Source organism: Balneola vulgaris DSM 17893, assembly GCF_000375465.1.
Taxonomy (GTDB): Bacteria; Bacteroidota; Rhodothermia; order Balneolales; family Balneolaceae; genus Balneola; species Balneola vulgaris.
In genome coordinates this window covers 148547-164625 of the sequence record NZ_AQXH01000004.1, presented here as the reverse complement: position 1 = coordinate 164625, position 16079 = coordinate 148547, and the positions used below count along the sequence as shown (strand labels likewise).

At 42.0% G+C, this 16079-nt stretch carries 17 protein-coding genes; 9 read left to right on the top strand and 8 right to left on the bottom strand.

What is annotated here, in order from left to right; all coding sequences use genetic code 11:
- Positions 1 to 255: 255 nt before the first annotated feature.
- Positions 256 to 1014 (bottom strand): hypothetical protein, encoded by a 759-nt coding sequence (locus tag B155_RS0110255; protein WP_018128180.1) that lies wholly within the window; start codon positions 1012 to 1014, stop codon positions 256 to 258.
- Positions 1015 to 1097: 83 nt separating this feature from the next.
- On the opposite strand from B155_RS0110255, the gene B155_RS0110250 reads away from it, so the two are divergent.
- Together B155_RS0110250 and B155_RS0110245 are read left to right on the top strand one after the other, a co-directional pair.
- Entirely contained in the window at positions 1098 to 1568 is a 471-nt protein-coding gene (locus tag B155_RS0110250) for a GNAT family N-acetyltransferase (RefSeq protein ID WP_018128179.1), read from the top strand.
- Between the two features lie 138 nt (positions 1569 to 1706).
- Complete coding sequence (locus B155_RS0110245; RefSeq protein WP_018128178.1) at positions 1707 to 2198, top strand: GNAT family N-acetyltransferase; 492 nt, start codon at positions 1707 to 1709, stop codon at positions 2196 to 2198.
- Between the two features lie 7 nt (positions 2199 to 2205).
- Here the strand turns inward: B155_RS0110245 and B155_RS13645 are convergent, their stop codons facing one another.
- The 3 genes from B155_RS13645 to B155_RS0110230 all read right to left on the bottom strand — a co-directional run bounded on the left by B155_RS13645 (position 2206) and on the right by B155_RS0110230 (position 4966).
- A complete protein-coding gene (locus tag B155_RS13645) occupies positions 2206 to 3729 on the bottom strand; it encodes a M56 family metallopeptidase (RefSeq protein ID WP_018128177.1) in 1524 nt (507 codons plus the stop codon).
- Entirely contained in the window at positions 3726 to 4097 is a 372-nt protein-coding gene (locus B155_RS0110235; protein WP_018128176.1) for a BlaI/MecI/CopY family transcriptional regulator, read from the bottom strand. Before B155_RS0110235 ends, B155_RS13645 begins: the two co-directional genes overlap by 4 nt.
- A 98-nt stretch (positions 4098 to 4195) precedes the next feature.
- Complete coding sequence (locus tag B155_RS0110230) at positions 4196 to 4966, bottom strand: lytic murein transglycosylase (protein WP_018128175.1); 771 nt, start codon at positions 4964 to 4966, stop codon at positions 4196 to 4198.
- Positions 4967 to 5243: 277 nt separating this feature from the next.
- On the opposite strand from B155_RS0110230, the gene lpdA reads away from it, so the two are divergent.
- From lpdA to B155_RS0110195, 7 genes are all read left to right on the top strand, one after another.
- The gene (gene lpdA / locus B155_RS0110225; protein WP_018128174.1) at positions 5244 to 6665 is read left to right on the top strand and encodes a dihydrolipoyl dehydrogenase; all 1422 of its coding nucleotides are present in this window, start codon (positions 5244 to 5246) and stop codon (positions 6663 to 6665) included.
- A 243-nt stretch (positions 6666 to 6908) separates the two neighbouring features.
- Positions 6909 to 7631 carry a lipoyl(octanoyl) transferase LipB gene (gene lipB / locus B155_RS0110220; RefSeq protein WP_018128173.1) on the top strand — a complete coding sequence of 241 codons (723 nt, stop codon included), beginning with the start codon at positions 6909 to 6911 and terminating at the stop codon, positions 7629 to 7631.
- A 76-nt stretch (positions 7632 to 7707) separates the two neighbouring features.
- Complete coding sequence (gene lipA, locus B155_RS0110215) at positions 7708 to 8583, top strand: lipoyl synthase (protein WP_018128172.1); 876 nt, start codon at positions 7708 to 7710, stop codon at positions 8581 to 8583.
- Between the two features lie 50 nt (positions 8584 to 8633).
- Positions 8634 to 9359 carry a glycerol-3-phosphate 1-O-acyltransferase PlsY gene (gene plsY / locus B155_RS0110210; RefSeq protein WP_018128171.1) on the top strand — a complete coding sequence of 242 codons (726 nt, stop codon included), beginning with the start codon at positions 8634 to 8636 and terminating at the stop codon, positions 9357 to 9359.
- Entirely contained in the window at positions 9356 to 10366 is a 1011-nt protein-coding gene (locus B155_RS0110205) for an NAD(P)H-dependent glycerol-3-phosphate dehydrogenase (RefSeq protein ID WP_018128170.1), read from the top strand. The genes plsY and B155_RS0110205 overlap by 4 nt, the downstream gene beginning before the upstream one ends.
- Before the next feature lie 32 nt (positions 10367 to 10398).
- Positions 10399 to 11097: an AlbA family DNA-binding domain-containing protein gene (locus tag B155_RS0110200; protein WP_018128169.1), complete on the top strand. Its 699-nt coding sequence runs from the start codon at positions 10399 to 10401 to the stop codon at positions 11095 to 11097.
- 28 nt (positions 11098 to 11125) lie between these two features.
- Positions 11126 to 11554 carry a HesB/IscA family protein gene (locus B155_RS0110195; protein ID WP_018128168.1) on the top strand — a complete coding sequence of 143 codons (429 nt, stop codon included), beginning with the start codon at positions 11126 to 11128 and terminating at the stop codon, positions 11552 to 11554.
- A 17-nt stretch (positions 11555 to 11571) separates the two neighbouring features.
- On the opposite strand, the gene B155_RS0110190 is transcribed toward B155_RS0110195, so the two are convergent.
- The 4 genes from B155_RS0110190 to B155_RS0110175 all read right to left on the bottom strand — a co-directional run bounded on the left by B155_RS0110190 (position 11572) and on the right by B155_RS0110175 (position 15992).
- On the bottom strand, positions 11572 to 12822 hold the full coding sequence (locus tag B155_RS0110190; protein WP_018128167.1) for an NAD(P)/FAD-dependent oxidoreductase: 1251 nt from the start codon (positions 12820 to 12822) through the stop codon (positions 11572 to 11574).
- Between the two features lie 13 nt (positions 12823 to 12835).
- Positions 12836 to 13687, bottom strand: a complete 852-nt coding sequence (locus B155_RS0110185; protein WP_018128166.1) for a hypothetical protein — start codon at positions 13685 to 13687, stop codon at positions 12836 to 12838.
- Between the two features lies 1 nt (position 13688).
- The gene (gene hslO / locus B155_RS0110180; protein ID WP_018128165.1) at positions 13689 to 14591 is read right to left on the bottom strand and encodes an Hsp33 family molecular chaperone HslO; all 903 of its coding nucleotides are present in this window, start codon (positions 14589 to 14591) and stop codon (positions 13689 to 13691) included.
- Between the two features lie 225 nt (positions 14592 to 14816).
- Positions 14817 to 15992, bottom strand: a complete 1176-nt coding sequence (locus B155_RS0110175; protein WP_018128164.1) for a Glu/Leu/Phe/Val family dehydrogenase — start codon at positions 15990 to 15992, stop codon at positions 14817 to 14819.
- Positions 15993 to 16079: the final 87 nt, after the last annotated feature.

Here is a 16079-nt window from a genome sequence, read left to right as displayed (position 1 = left end):
AAAGCTGTCATCCTGAGTAGGAAAGGCTGTGATGAGGCTGAAGGGTGCTAACACGAAGGATCTCAAATGAACGCACTACCCAAAGCTAGTTCAAGGTTTGAGACCCTTCGCAACTGATAAAGTGGCCTTTGTAGTATTCATCAGCTCAGGGTGACAGCATTTTTTTTGTAACCATCTCTACCAACTGATAGACAGGATCTTTGTAAAGCCACTGAACCACAATCGCTTACCCTCATTCACAACGGGTCTGTGCCTTTACTTACCGCCGTTGGCTTGTAAGTCCTGAATGCACTGGGCATCTAACTCAGGGATTTCGCCTCCCATGAGGTTACTCATGAAATCAGAAGTACGAACAGCAAAATACATTAAACAGCTTTCAACATCACAATGTGCTCCATTAGCTTCATCCACATGATCTTCAACTGCTGGAGTTCCGTTGTCAACCAAGCCTAAAATGTGCCCGAATTCGTGATTCAATACCGCTGTCTCCACAGTGGTTTTACTAGGCTGACCAAATCCGCCTGAGATACTTTCAATGCGCTCCCCCATCAAAGCCATAGAAGTATTGAAATAGGCAAACCCTAACACGTTTTCATTTTCAAACTCCCCGTCTAGGATGATGAAATAGGCAGCTAGGGTATTCCCCTCTGTGTAGATATCGCGGTGTTCTTGTTCAAGGTCAAAGGCCTCTTGAGCGGTATAAGGAGATTGCCCAGGAGAAGAAATTTCATCATCAACCGTAATGGTAATGCCCCCGGGTTTGTGAAGTCGCGATTCAAGAAAGCTCTTTAAATTATTTAGAGCCGCTTGGCTAGGCTGAAACCCTGCTACATAATCCACTTCGATAGTCAGTGAGGTGTATTCAGAAGCAGATAAAAAGCCATTGGCTGTATCGCCTACGCCTTGAGTATGGGAGAAAGTAGTACCACCACCCCCGTCATTTGAACCTGAGGAACTGGAGCAGGAAAAGATAAACAGTGATACAAAAAGGAATGCGAGGGAATGTAACTTCAAGGCGATTATAGTTTGTTAGAGATCATACTTATTACCAAATTCTGAACCATTTTGTTCCTAGTCAACCCACGAAGTAAGAATCTATGAAATTAAATATTGTTCAAGCCGATTATTATAACCCCACACATGCAGAGCATATTGTTTATTTGACCAATGCGTATGCGGAAGATGAAATGGGAGGAGGGCAATCGCTAAGCGTACACGTAAAAGAACATTTGGTTGAAGGCTTAAAAGCTACATCAAATAGTATGGTATTGATTGCCTATAACAACGACGAACCTGTGGGAATCGTGAATTGCTTTTGGGCCTATTCAACTTTTTATGCTAAACCTTTAGTTAATATTCATGATTTAGCCGTAGTAGAATCGGCTCGTGGACAAGGTGTGGGAGCCGCTTTAATTCAAGAAGTTAAACGCAGAGCAATAGATCGAGGGGCCTGTAAAGTAACTTTAGAAGTATTAGAAAATAATGCTGCACGAAGACTGTATGAAAGGGAAGGGTTCAGTTATGGAAAGCCCCCCTATTACTTTATGTCGATGAAGTTAGACGAGTAATAGAACGAATTAATTTAGCTATTTGAGGCATTTGATTAAAAAGTGTTAGAATCGGGCACTTTTTTGTACATGGTCACTTTAATTCCTTAGTTTCACACGCTATTTATTAAGAAAATTAATTTAAAGAACACTGTTCTTATGACTTCAACTGTAGATGTTGCTACCGACATCGAAATAATTCAAGCTGACCTCGATAATCCTAAACACGCCGCCGATATTGTAAACATTGTGGATCTATTCGCGAAAGATCCAATGGGCCAAAATGAGCCACTAAGTGAAGAAGTTCGCGTTGATATGATCGCGGAAATGAAAAAAATTCCAACAACGATGACCTACATCGCTTATATGGGGGAAAAGGCCTTAGGGATTGTAACCTGTTTTATTGGGTACTCTACCTTCACAGCTAGTAAGACTTTTAAAATTCATGATGTAGCTGTTCACCCCGATGCACGCGGACTAGGTATAGGGACTAAACTCCTTGAAACGGTTGAAGCCGAAGCGGAAGGACTTGGTTGTTCTAAAATCACTCTTGAAGTTCGAACCGATAACCCTGCAAAAAAACTATACGAACGCGAGGGGTTTGAATACGGCGAACCCAAATGGTGGTTCATGACTAAAGATCTAGACTGATTTTATTTTAATTATTTCGGAATCCTGTTTGATTGTCGGTATCCACTAAAACTTCAACAAGAGCGCCATTTTCATATCGCTCTTGTTCTAAGATGGTACCATCCTCAGCGTACAAGGTCATAAGCCCGTCATATACACCTTTTCTTAACACCTGAGCAGTAAACTTTAACTGCCCGTTAGGATAGCGGTGAATAGTTGAGCCCTTTGATGATTCTGTTGCATATATAAAGTGTGACAATACAACGCTTTCACCTTCTATGTATTCAATATGTTTAAAGGATTTTGAAGTATCCCCTTCATAGGTGAAATGATATTCTAGTCTCTTATTGGCTAACGAGTCAAAAAGGACATTTTTTATAATTAACCCATTATCATAAGTTTGTTGAGTATACAGAGCATCGTTGCTTTTGAATCGGTAGGTTATTACACCGGTATATGGTTCACCATTATGATAAACAATGCCCCTCCTGTTTGATGTTTTAGACGGCTTGTAATCTATTTCAATATCACTGTAATAGGGGAAAGAAGAAGCATAGTCATCACAAAATAGAAGCAACACGCACAATGAAAGAGGTACAACCAAAGAGATTCTAAAGATGGATTTCATTTTAGAGCTAACAGCGTGCATCATTTGAATACGCTTTTTAGTTAAGGAGAAATTCAATGTGCTACTTAAGGCTAGAGGCGATGTATGGGACGCATATCGAATTAATTGATGCATATAACTTTTAGCATCTACCTCAGCATCTAATACTGCCTGATCCGCTAAATATTCATGATTGGTTTGAATGACGTACTTAAAAGCATATACCACGGGGTTGAACCAAAAGAAGGTTTTAATGAGCTCAATAAATAGGATGTCCACACTGTGATATTGGCGAACATGCGTTAGCTCATGCTTTAATACTGTGGAAGAGATTTTGCCATCCTGGTATTCCTTTTCATTTAAAAAAATGACATTCATAAATGAATGCGGAATGATAGATTCAGGCACTAATACAATCTTCGCCTTATCATATTCTTTATAGCCCTTCCCATAAGCCCGAGCATAAAAGGCAGTCAAATGTGTTACCAAGCGAATAAAAAACCCTATAGCCACGATCCAGTAAAGATAAAACAGCGCTTTTTCTATGCTAAATGCTGGATTTACAATAGTAGATTCAGCCGTTTCTAAAGGAAATATATCACCATTCGAAGAACTAGACTTTTCAGGTGCACTCGCTGTGTTTAAAGTCTTTGCAGTGCTTCGTTCATCTTTGTTTACAGGTTGGGTAGGAAGGGAAACCACTGCACGATCTAACCATTCACTCGATTGTTTTGAGAAAGTATTCAAAACAGTATTGGGCTGTTGAATAAGTTTTAAAGTAGTTCCTGAATTAACGGGAATCAGTGGAGCAAGTAGCCCTAAAACTAAACTCCCTAATAGGTAAATGCGGTTGAATCGATACGTTTTTAATCGATCAAGGAATACAAAATAACACCCCAGTAACAGACTTAATACTATAGTGGATTTGATGATGTATAAAATCATTGGTTCTTCCTCTCTAGTTCTTGATCAACAATGCGCTTTAACTCCTCAAGTTCTTTTGTAGTTAAATCTGTTTCAGAAGTAAAAAATGAAGCGAATTGTGCCGTTGAGTTATTAAAAAACTTCCGAATGAGTCCTTTGACGTGCTTTGAGAAGTAGTCTTCCTTTTTAACCGTTGGAAAGTATTCCCGTGAACGCCCTTTCTGTTCATAACTGATGAAGCCTTTGTCGTTCATGCGCTTTAACAGCGTGGCGATAGTAGTAGGCGCTGGTTTTGGATCTGCATAGCATTCTAAAAGATCTTGCATAAAAGCCTTTTTAAGCTTCCATAAATGTTCCATCAGCTCTTCTTCAGTCGAGGATAATCGCATGTTGTTCTACATTGTTAGAATTACTTCTACAAATGTAGAACAAAAAAATATAAAGTCAACAAAAAATTTAAAAAGTGGGTAAGAACGAGTGTTGAGGGCTATTCAGTAAGGGGTTCTACATCTTTCGCAAGAGCTAACACGGCTTGCTGATATAAAGAGCTTGGGTTATAGCGAAGCACTGCCTTTTCAATACTCCCGGTTACTTTTTTGTAGTGAGCCAAGTAATTAGCTACCGAGTATATGTTGTTCTCCATATTGTATAAATCGTTACCCACAAACCAGCGATTGATAGACCACGGGATAAACTGAGCATAGCTCATTGCGCCCGCATAACTCGACTCTAAAGCCAATACATCCAAGTTTTCGCGTTGGGTAAACTTCAACAGTTCTTCTAATTGGGCCAAGGCAAACTTTTTTCTATACCCTTTGGCATACATGCTCACATAGGCATTGAATGGATTATAAGAGCCTTTGTATTTACCGAATGCCGACTCCACTCCTAATATCCCGATAATCACTTCTTGAGAAATGCCATATTCTTTTTCGGCTTTTGCTAAAGGTTCTTTATACGCAGCATAAAAGCTAGCAGCGGCTTCTTTTTTCTCTTCATAGCGTAGCACTTTTTTGTAGTCATCTAAGCTTTTGATTTTTACTTCAGCAGAGCGAGTAAATTTCTTTTTTATAGTTTCGATAATCTCAAAACGCTCGTCTTCAAAGTAGGGCGAGATATCGATGCCTTTTTTGGCAAAGTGTGCTTTTAGCTGCTCTTGATACTCTCCGTCGTCTGGATTTGCCGCAATTGGAGTAGCATTTGCGGTAATTGCGCTAATGAAAAAAACTAAACAAAGTGTAAGAAATTGATATCTCATGGTAATAGCCGTTTGCCCTAATTCTAGTAAATGATACTGATCATAATAATAAATGCTAATAGAAGGTGAAAAAACAGTTTAAAAGTTCCGAAGTGAAGAACTTGAATTTAGAATAAGATTCCTTTGTAGATACTCGAAGTTCAGTTTAAAAACCCTTAACTTAACCCGCCTTTGAAAAAACCGTCATACCTTCCGTGTAAACGAAAGGTACTTTTCGTTAAGGTTCTCGGTTCAGCCGAGGTAACGAAGAACAAAAAACTAATATCTAAAGGAAATCATGGCAAAAGAATTTGATGTATGTGTAATCGGGTCGGGCCCGGGCGGATATGTAGCTGCAATCCGTGCATCGCAACTAGGTTTTAAAACCGCAATTGTTGAAAAAAGACATCTTGGTGGTGTTTGTTTGAATATCGGATGTATTCCAACTAAAGCATTATTACGCTCAGCGGAAGTATTGGAATCGATCCAGCATGCCGATGATTACGGTATTAGTGTAAAAGACGTTAAAGCTGATTTCGGTGGCATTGTTAAGCGTAGCCGTGGTGTTGCGAACAAAATGAGCAAAGGTGTTCAATTCTTGATGAAAGCCAACAAGATTGACGTGTTCATGGGTGAAGGTTCTTTCAAGTCTAAAACAGAATTAGCTGTTAAAGACGAAAAAGGAAAAGAAACCGACACTATCAAAGCAAAGAAATTTATTATTGCTACAGGTGCTCGTCCACGCCAGATTCCTAATTTAGAAATTGATGGTAAGCTTATCATCGATTCTGAAAAGGCGATGCAAATGGACAAGCAGCCTAAGAAAATGGTAATTATGGGTGCCGGCGCAATTGGCGTTGAGTTCGCATACTTCTACCACACTTTAGGTACGGAAGTAACTATCGTTGAACTTCAGAAAACACTTGTGCCTGTTGAAGACCAAGACGTTGGAAAAGAGCTTGGTAAGATCTACAAGAAGAAAGGCATGAACTTACTTCTTGAGAGCACCGTTGAAAAAGTTGAGAAGAAAGGTAACGGCGTTAAAGTAACAGTGAACACCAAAAAAGGTAAAGAAGAGATCGAAGCAGATGTTGTGCTTTCGGCAGTTGGTGTAACTGGAAACGTGGAAGGTCTAGGCCTTGAAGAGATTGGCGTGAAAGTTGAAAAAGGCGCTATCGTTGTTGATAAGTCTGACTACTCAACCGGCGTTGACGGTATCTACGCAATTGGTGATATCATCGGTGCACCTTGGTTAGCGCACAAAGCTTCTCATGAAGCAACCGTGTGTGTTGAGCTTCTAGCTGGCATGAACCCTAAGCCAATTAACTACAGCAACATCCCAGGATGTACTTACTGTGAGCCTCAAGTAGCTTCTGTTGGTTTAACTGAAAAAGCAGCGAAAGAAGAAGGCTATGACGTAAAAGTTGGGAAATTCCCACTTTCTGCAAGTGGTAAAGCAACAGCACTTGGTCACGAAGAAGGTTTCGTGAAAGTAGTATTTGATGCGAAATACGGCGAGTGGTTAGGTTGCCACATGATCGGATTTGGCGTTACTGAAATGGTTGCTGAAGCTGTTGTAGCTCGTGATCTTGAAACTACAGGTCATGAAATCATTAGCGCTGTTCACCCACACCCAACTCTATCTGAGGCGGTAATGGAAGCAGTTGCTGAAGCATACAATGAAGGTGTTCACTTAGGAACTCCCGTTAAAAAGAAATAAGATCATTGATGTGCTGATTAATTTTTAATTGGCACGGATCTAAATCCCCTCTTGAAAGGGGATTCAAAGTGTGTCAGAATTTTTGCACGCACTTTATGAACTAAGTATTAATGGCTCCCTTGTGGAGCCATTTTTTGTTTCAATAAGTGGTGAGTTTAAACAGTCGGCCAACAAGCAACCTATCGAGTTCTAGCTCTCTCCCATCCTCAAATATTTAATCCGAATCTGCGTATCTTGGACCCCATGGAAAAAACCATAGATTTATATGATATAGGTCAAGGCTCTTATAAGCCCGTTTGGGATCTTCAGCACAAGGTTCAACAGGTGTTAATTGATGAGAAAAGAGCGGAGCAAAAAGGCGTTTTTGAAGGCATTCGGAAAAATGACGCGCTTCTGTTTGTTGAGCATCCCCATGTATATACCCTAGGGAAAAGTGGCGCGGAAGAAAATATGCTGCGCTCTATGGCTGAACTTCAGCAATGGGATGCCGAGTTTGTGAAAATCGATCGTGGCGGGGATATCACCTATCACGGACCAGGGCAAATTGTTGGGTACCCAATTTTAGATTTAGACCGCCATTTTACCGACATCCATAAGTACCTAAGGTTCTTGGAAGAGGTTATCATTCGCACGGTTGCTGACTATGGTTTTGAAGCCGGAAGAATTGACGGGTTAACTGGCGTTTGGGTAGGTGAACAGAAAATATGTGCGATGGGCATTCGTTGTTCACGCTGGGTAACCATGCACGGTTTTGCGCTCAATGTGAACACAGATTTGAGTTATTTTTCGAACATTGTGCCCTGCGGAATTCAAGATAAAGCCGTTACGAGTTTACAAGAGCTAACAGGCAATCATATTGAGCTTCAAGAAGTAAAAGAACGGATAGTTTTTCACTTCAGCGAGGTGTTTGAAACTCCCATTGTGAAAGCCGGCACACTGGAAGAACTAAAGAAGAATTTTTTGTAACTTTACGAGTCTTGATGGCTTTGAATTGAAATATCAGAAATAGCCATGCAAGACTAATTTTTTTAAAGGCATTCCCATGATCAAAGAACTGCAAGTAGTAGAAAAGAAATCAGTACAACGCCGCCCCGAATGGTTAAGGGTAAAACTTCCATCAGGAGAGAAGTTTAAAGAAGTACTAGATACGATAAATGAGAATAATCTGAACACTGTATGTTCAGAAGCTCGCTGCCCTAACATGGGTGAATGCTGGGGTGCAGGTACCGCAACCTTTATGATTCTGGGTGATGTTTGTACTCGTTCGTGTGCATTCTGTGCCATTAAAACAGGTCGCCCACCAGCAGAACTAGATTGGGAAGAACCAGCACGTGTAGCCGATGCTGCAGCAAAAATGAAATTAAAGCACGTGGTACTTACCTCTATCAACCGTGATGATAGAAAAGACGGTGGAGCACCTATCTTTGCAGCCACACATACAGCACTTAGAGAAGCTATCCCAGGCGTGACGATCGAGTCGTTGATTCCAGATTTTAGAGGAGTATGGGATGCACTTCAAATCGTAATCGATACGCCTCCAGATGTACTAAGCCATAATTTAGAGACGGTGCCGCGTAAGTACCGCCGAGTACGTCCTCAGGCTAAATATGAGCGTTCGCTTGAGCTACTACTGCGCGTGAAGGAAGCAGGAATTAAATCAAAAACCGGCATCATGGTCGGATTAGGGGAAACTAGGGAAGAAGTAATTGAACTCATGCAAGATTGCGTGGACCATAAAGTGGATGTTCTTACCATTGGCCAATACATGCAGCCAACTAAGATGCACCATGCTGTGGTAGATTGGGTACACCCTGATCAGTTCGCGGAGTATAAAGAAATAGGGGAAAAACTTGGCATCGGTCACGTAGAAAGTGGACCGCTTGTGCGTTCATCATATCACGCCGAAAGACACGTTTAGTTTTTTCTTATACCTCTGCAATAGTATCTTGAGGTAAAAGTTAATAATACATGCTAGCAACACTTACTGTTTTAGCGATCAGTTTTGTGTTGGGCTCCATACCTTCAGCAATTTGGGTAGGTAAGCTCACCAAAGGGGTCGATATAAGAAATCATGGTAGCGGTAACGCCGGTACCACGAATACATTTAGAGTTTTAGGTTGGCCCGCAGGAGTTACCGTTTTTGCAATGGACTTCTTGAAGGGCTTTGTGGCTTCATATTTTGTAAGTGCCATGGCATGGGGTCTGTTCGATGGCCCACTCTCGCCACCCAACTGGGAAGTAGACGCTTTCCTTAAAATCAGTTGCGGACTGTTTGCCGTAATTGGCCACATGTTCCCATTATTTGCAGGGTTTAAAGGCGGTAAAGGCGCAGCAACGGCTTGTGGTATGCTATTCGGAATCGAGCCCATCTCCATCGGAATTTCTTCGATCGTATTTGTACTTACCATCCTTCTTACACGCTATGTTTCATTAGCATCCATTTTGGGTTCCTTTTTATATCCTATTAGTTTGTTAGTGATGCGCTATGTATTCGGCATGGATAAAATCGTTGATGGGAGTATGATTATCTTTGGTATTGTTATAGCCACAGGTATCATTGTGAAGCATAAAACGAATATTCAGCGGTTAATAGCGGGAACAGAAAGCAAAGTTGGTTCTTCAAAAAAGAAAAAAGATGTACCCGAAGAGGGTGACGAAGAAGCAGAAAAAGATTTAGAACAAGTAAACTCATGAGAAACGTTACCATTATAGGCGCCGGTAGTTTTGGAACAGCACTAGCTACCGTATTAGATACTGCCGGTAATACCGTTCAGATCTGGGCACGAGAACAAGAAGTTGTGGATGGTATCAATAACGACCATCGCAACCCTGCCTACCTAACAGATTTAGAGCTCCCAAAGTCGATCAAAGCATATAACAATCTCGAGCATTGTTTGATGGATCAGGATATGATCATCTTTGCTACTCCTTCTCATACCTTGCGAGAAGTAGCAGCAAAGATAAAACCCTGCCTAGATGGACACGAGATTTTAGTGGTTGTATCAAAAGGGATAGAGAACGACACCTTTAAGACCATGTCTCAAATCCTAGTTGAGGTGATGGAAGGCACAACCTACGAAGACAATATAGGAGTGCTGTATGGCCCTAGTCATGCTGAGGAAGTGGCCTTGCTAAAACCAACAACCGTGGTAGCGGCGGCTTATTCTACTCGAACAGCACGGCTTATTCAAGACACTTTTATGACGCCTATGTTCAGAGTGTACTTGAACAACGACATCAAAGGGGTTGAAGTTGGAGGATCTGTAAAGAATATCATGGCAATTGCAGCCGGTGTAATCGACAGTGCCGAGTTAGGAGATAATGCCAAAGCAGCTTTGATTACTCGCGGACTTCATGAAATGAAAAGAATGGGCGTGATGTTAGGAGCCTACGCCGAAACCTTTTCGGGCTTAACCGGAATGGGCGATCTAATCGTAACCTGTACCTCACAGCATAGCCGAAACCGATATGTAGGGCATCAGATTGGATTAGGCAAGAAATTAGACGAGATCATCAAGAGTATGCGCATGGTGGCTGAAGGGATCAAAACAACGAAATCGGTGCACGACTGGGCAGTAGCAAACAATGTGGATATGCCTATCACAGCAGCGGTTTATAAAGTTCTTTTTGAAGATGTAGACCCTAAAGACGCTTTGAATGCGTTAATGACACGCGATCCAAAAGACGAAGTGTCGCTATAACCAAAAAGCTAAGTTCGCTTAGCGTTTACATAATGGAAGACGAGTACGAATTTTATATGCAGAACATCGGTTCCGTGTCGGTGTCTGCGCTGAGTAAGCAAGACCTTAGAAACTTAGTAGCTACCGGTGAAAGTTCGTTCTTAGAGTTTAAGCACAAGGTTGCTTCTCCCGAAAAAATCGCACGCGAAATGGTGGCCTTTGCCAATACAAAAGGTGGGCGCATTCTCATCGGCGTAGAAGACAACGGCGATATCACAGGCATAGAAAGTTATTTAGAAGAAGAATTCTGGCTTCAACAAGCAGCCGAAGAGCTTTGCGTACCTCCCATCCCAATCAAAATTGAATTGCTTCACTACAGCAAACGCGATGTTCTAATTGTGGAAGTACCCGAGGTTGAGAACAAACCCGTAGCTGTAAAAGGAAAGAAAAAACGTGTGGTTTATATACGCCAAGATGATGAATGTATAGCCGCTAGCGACGATTATATCGAGATATTGAAGAACGGTGCTGATACCGAAGGCGTTACTTTCGAGTACGGTGAACGAGAGCGTGAGCTGTTCCGTTTTTTGAATGAATACGGAGATATCACCATTGAACGCTTTTCCATTCTGGCCAATGTAACGACCTATAGAGCGGGCAAAATATTGGTGAATTTAGCGAGTGCCGGAGTACTCGATATGTTCGAAGATAAAGGCGTTCTGCATTATACATTTTCCAATAAAAGTTCGTAGTTTTGACTTGTTCTAAATAAGGAGAACAATGAATACCCAAGAAGATAATCTAGACGATATCATCGCGTCACTCATAGACGTTGATGAAACAGAAACTTCTCAAGAAGAGGAGAAAAGAGAACTTACCGGCGAGCCTGTTACTCTAACCGAACGTGCCGCCAAGCAAGTAAAAGAAATTAAGGCCCAAGAAGGCTTAGATGAATCACTATATCTACGCGTAGCTGTTGAAGGCGGAGGTTGTTCAGGGCTGAGTTATAAACTCGGATTAGATCACCGCACGGAAGACGATGTTGTATTCGAAAACTTTGGTGTAGAAATCATTGTCTCATCCGATCACCTGCTCTACTTAGAAGGTATCGAAATTGACTACCCCGATGGCTTAGATGCACGTGGCTTTACGTTCGAGAACCCCAATGCAGTGGAAAACTGCGGTTGTGGAACCAGCTTCTCTATTTAAGAAAGAGTCGACTACGCTTAGTCTTCTTTCTTGCGTTCTGTGATTAAACGCACCCCTCGCTTGAAGGTAAGATAATGCCATATCCATTCGGCAAATACCCGAAATCTATTGCGGAAGCCAATCAAGAAAAAGATGTGGATAAAGCCCCACATCAACCAAGCAATGAACCCACTTACTTTAATGCCACGGATGTTGGCAATAGCCTTAGCTCTACCAATTGTAGCCATCATTCCTTTGTCTAAATACTTAAAGTTGGAACGAGCTTTTCCTTTTTGCTCATCATTTATCAGCTCCCCTACGTACTTACCCTGTTGAAGTGCTACAGGCGCCACGCCGGGTAAGGGGTTATTATCTTTGTCTTCGAAATAAGCAGCATCGCCGATTACAAAAATATTAGGGTTATCGCTGATACTTAAATCTGCCTGAACTTTAACCCGCCCAGCTTTATCAAGGTCTTCACCTAAACACTGAAGCAAAGGGGAAGCAGCGGTACCTGCGGCCCAAATAACATTGGGTGTTTCAATGAATTGGTCCTCAAGCTGAACCCCTTCATCAGTAATGTCTTTAACGGGAGTATTAAGTAGAACCTGTACTCCCATTTTCTCCAAGTCGTTTTTAGCCACATCCGATAGTTCGTCGGGGTAGCCATTTAACACGTTTTGAGCCGCTTCAACTAAGACGATACGCGTTTCATCTTTTTTAATATTCTTGAAGTCACGCATCATATTCCGCTTTGCAATCTCAGCGATAGAACCAGCTGTTTCAACGCCGGTAGGTCCGCCTCCTATAATCACATAAGTGAGATAAGGTGCTCGTTTTGATGCATCCTTAAGGCGTTCCGCTTTTTCCAATGATAGAAGAATGCGTTCTCGAATTTGAAGGGCATCACCCAATGACTTAAGGCCGGGAGCATGCGACTTCCAATCGTCGTTGCCGAAGTAATTGTATTGTGAACCAGGTGCTAATATCAGATAGTCGAATGGGATGAGTTCGCCATCCTTTAGCTGAACTTGTTGGGCGTCTTTTTGGATATCAGTGACTTCACCTAATATCACATTCAGATTTTTTCTTTTGCTGAAGATCGCTCGGATGGGAATAGCGATGTCGCCGGGAGAAAGAGCGGCTGTTGCTACCTGATATAGCAAAGGCTGAAATAAATGGTGATTCGTTTTGTCTATTAAGGTTACTTCGAATTCCGAAGAAGAAAGCTGCTTGGCAACAGAAATACCACCAAAGCCGCCTCCTATTATCACCACTTTGGTTGCCATAATAAAAGCTCTCCTATTGTTGTTCTCGTCGTAAGTTTAATTCAATTGAATCAATATTCTGTTCGTCGCCCTCAAGTTCAATATCAGGTATCTGAATTTGACCACTTTGCGTTGCAGTGGCTGTAGCAGCGGTGTTTACTCCTTTTCCTTTTCTTCGGCGTTCTAAGGTATGCTGAAGTGTTTCCACCAAATCCACGAGTTCATTTTTCCTTTTTTGCTTGCGGCGCTTCACAAAACGTGATATTAAGAATGCCACCGTCATGAAAATGGTTCCAAAAATTAACATCGGAGCGGCATCGCTTGAACTACTATTTCCAGTAATCACCGCACTTACCATTAAGGTGCCCCCGATGCCAGGAGGCAGTGCAAACAAAAGAAATTTATTTAAGGTCTTCAGATTCTGCTTCGCTCTAATCAGAAGTTTGCCGTCTTTTTGTTCAAAATGAACTTCTCCTGAATTCCGAGTGCGAATAAAACGGGAGAAACCGGTGGGTTCAGCTTTCCATATTGTTTTATTCTTACGACGTGAAATACGGCCCCTCGTTAAAAAGTGGTACTCCACATTGGCCTTCAGCTCTCGAAAGGTGTCTTGATCTAACGTGCCGTTGGCAAAGCCTAGAATTTCAGCATGGTGTGCACCCGCATCTAAAATTAAAGGGTCCTCAACAGGAACCCCTTCAAATTCTAAAATGGCTTCGCACACGCAAGCCGGATTTAAGTTCATGGAATCTGTGAGCTCAAAAAGATGAGGGTAGCGCTCACGAAAAGAGGGATCGACGTTGGTGGAAGTAGTTCCATAAAACTTTTGAAACATTGTAGCTCTATTTACAATGTATTTAACGTCGTTATCCCTCAGATTATCCATGTTAGTTCATTTTGGCTTGCGATGTAGAAATCAATGCTGCGATCTCCTCTTTCGAGATATTCTCTCTATTGTTGCAGTACTGGCAAACAATTTCTTGCGACTCATCCTTCATGTCTTTGAGGTCGTCGTGATTCAACATCGATAACGCATTCAAGAAACGTTTTTTACTGCAACGGCAGAAGAAATCTACCAACTGGCGCGATAACTCTTTAACCTTCAATGGCGACATCACTTTTTGCATTACATCATCGATGTACTGGCCATCTTCAAAGAAAGTATGCACCGCTGGGAAGGAAGCTAAGCGCTCTTGTAGGAGGTCAATTTGTCCATCTGGTGCACCTGGGAGCTTTTGAATGAGTAAGCCACCCGATTCAGTGATATTGCCATCTTTGTCGAAGCCAACATCTAACATGATGGCTGAGTCTATTTGCTCCGACTGCGCTAAGTAAAGCGCGATATCGGTCGTAACATCACTCTTTGCCAATTGAATGGTACTGGTGCGAGGCTCCGCTTCATTATACAATGATTTGGAAAGTGTGAGTACGCCAAGTCCGATGCCATCAGCTAAAGAAGCATTCTCTTTGGTGTAATCAATTTGGGCGGCAGGATTACCTACGTAACCACGCACTTCGCCTAAGCTGTTAGCTTCAGTAACCATAAAACCTATAGGTCCATCGCCTTCAAAACGAAGTTGAATACGCTCTTCGCCTTTCAACTCAGAGGCTAATAACATAACCCCTGTGAGGGCACGACCTAACATCGTTGTGCTTAGGAGTGATAATTGGTGTCTCTCTTGTGCTTCTTTGACCATATCAGTGGTTTTAACCACAGATATCTTAAAAAACCCATCCTCAGTAATTCCTTTGATGAGTCGATCTTTAAGCAGAAAATCTTTTTTGTCCATGAATTAAATACAGTTTACAAATAGTGTAATTTTAATGGCCCAAAGATACGGATAATTAAACTTTTTCACTTGTATAGGCCACATGTGTGTTTGTGCTACACCAATAACAATAAGTGTGCCATCATTCATCACATTTCAACTTTGGCTACGACCTGAAAGATGGGCATAAAAAAAGCCCTGCATCCATCGGAAACAGGGCTATAAATAGATTGCTAATTCGACGTATTAACGACGGTTAGTCATGTACATTTCTCCAAGGCGACCCGAGAAGTGACCTTTTGAAGAATAGATTTTATGTGTTTTGCCAACTTGAGCAATACGACGCTCTGCTAGGATGTTAGAAGCCTGATGCGTTGGGATGCCTTCATCTTCAGAGTAGTTCAAGATGTCTAAGATTGTATCATAGATCTTGCTCGCTTTCTCCATGCAACGTGTTTCGTTGTAGCCTTCTAGCTCGCCCGCTACATTGATTAGCCCACCTGCATTGATTACATAATCAGGAGCGTAGATGATGCCTTTGTCGAGGAGCATTTTACCATGGCGGTCTTCGATATCAAGCACGTTGTTTGCCCCACCAGCGATGATGTCGCACTTGAATTGATCGATGGTGTCGTCGTTGATCACTCCACCTAATGCACATGGTGTGTAGATGTCTACATCTAAGCCGTAGATTTCGTCTGGGCTCACCAACTTACCGTTTACTTCTTCAGCTAGAGCTTTGGCTTTGTCTTCGTAGATATCGGTGATGTAAATCTCAGCACCTTCTTTAGCCGCGTAACGAGCAAAGTAGCTAGCTACGTTTCCAGCTCCTTGAAGAGCGATTTTTTTACCTTCTAATGAATCGCTGCCATACGCTTTTTTGGCACAAGCCTTCGCACCCATGTAAACACCGTGTGCCGTTACAGGCGAAGGGTTACCACTTCCACCTAACGACTTAGGGATACCCGTTACATACTTCGTTTCAGAGTATACCCACTCCATGTCTTGCTCGTGCATTCCAACATCTTCAGCAGTGATGTAACGACCTCCTAAGCCATCAACAAAACGCCCAAATGCACGGAATAAAGTTTCTGTTTTCTGAGTATGTGGGTCGCCAATAATAACAGCTTTTCCACCACCAAGGTTTAAACCAGAAATAGCGGCTTTATAAGTCATTCCTCTTGAAAGGCGAAGAACATCACGAAGGGCAGCTTCTTCGGTTTCGTAATTCCACATACGAGTACCACCCAATGCTGGGCCAAGAGTAGTGTCGTGAATAGCGATAATAGCGCGTAAGCCTGATTCCGGATCAGAACAAACTACGATTTGCTCATGCTCATAAGATTGCAGAGCGTTAAATACAGGAAAATTCGGGTTTGCTTCTTTTTCCGTTTTTGGTGTGCTTGATGGTGCTTCAGTCATCTGATAATTTCTTTTGTGTGTAAAGTTGAAATTGGAACCGCTTCCACAAGCTCTCAATTTCTATCGTGATTCTCAAATTTGAACGAA

Coding starts and splice junctions, on each gene's coding strand:
- B155_RS0110190 (WP_018128167.1), bottom strand. CDS start 12,822: ATGGCAACCAAAGTGGTGATAATAGGAGGCGGCTTTGGTGGTATTTCT.
- B155_RS0110235 (WP_018128176.1), bottom strand. CDS start 4,097: ATGCGATTATCCTCGACTGAAGAAGAGCTGATGGAACATTTATGGAAG.
- B155_RS0110250 (WP_018128179.1), top strand. CDS start 1,098: ATGAAATTAAATATTGTTCAAGCCGATTATTATAACCCCACACATGCA.
- B155_RS13645 (WP_018128177.1), bottom strand. CDS start 3,729: ATGATTTTATACATCATCAAATCCACTATAGTATTAAGTCTGTTACTG.
- B155_RS0110185 (WP_018128166.1), bottom strand. CDS start 13,687: ATGGATAATCTGAGGGATAACGACGTTAAATACATTGTAAATAGAGCT.
- lpdA (WP_018128174.1), top strand. CDS start 5,244: ATGGCAAAAGAATTTGATGTATGTGTAATCGGGTCGGGCCCGGGCGGA.
- lipA (WP_018128172.1), top strand. CDS start 7,708: ATGATCAAAGAACTGCAAGTAGTAGAAAAGAAATCAGTACAACGCCGC.
- B155_RS0110195 (WP_018128168.1), top strand. CDS start 11,126: ATGAATACCCAAGAAGATAATCTAGACGATATCATCGCGTCACTCATA.
- hslO (WP_018128165.1), bottom strand. CDS start 14,591: ATGGACAAAAAAGATTTTCTGCTTAAAGATCGACTCATCAAAGGAATT.
- B155_RS0110175 (WP_018128164.1), bottom strand. CDS start 15,992: ATGACTGAAGCACCATCAAGCACACCAAAAACGGAAAAAGAAGCAAAC.
- B155_RS0110200 (WP_018128169.1), top strand. CDS start 10,399: ATGGAAGACGAGTACGAATTTTATATGCAGAACATCGGTTCCGTGTCG.
- B155_RS0110205 (WP_018128170.1), top strand. CDS start 9,356: ATGAGAAACGTTACCATTATAGGCGCCGGTAGTTTTGGAACAGCACTA.
- B155_RS0110245 (WP_018128178.1), top strand. CDS start 1,707: ATGACTTCAACTGTAGATGTTGCTACCGACATCGAAATAATTCAAGCT.
- B155_RS0110230 (WP_018128175.1), bottom strand. CDS start 4,966: ATGAGATATCAATTTCTTACACTTTGTTTAGTTTTTTTCATTAGCGCA.
- lipB (WP_018128173.1), top strand. CDS start 6,909: ATGGAAAAAACCATAGATTTATATGATATAGGTCAAGGCTCTTATAAG.
- plsY (WP_018128171.1), top strand. CDS start 8,634: ATGCTAGCAACACTTACTGTTTTAGCGATCAGTTTTGTGTTGGGCTCC.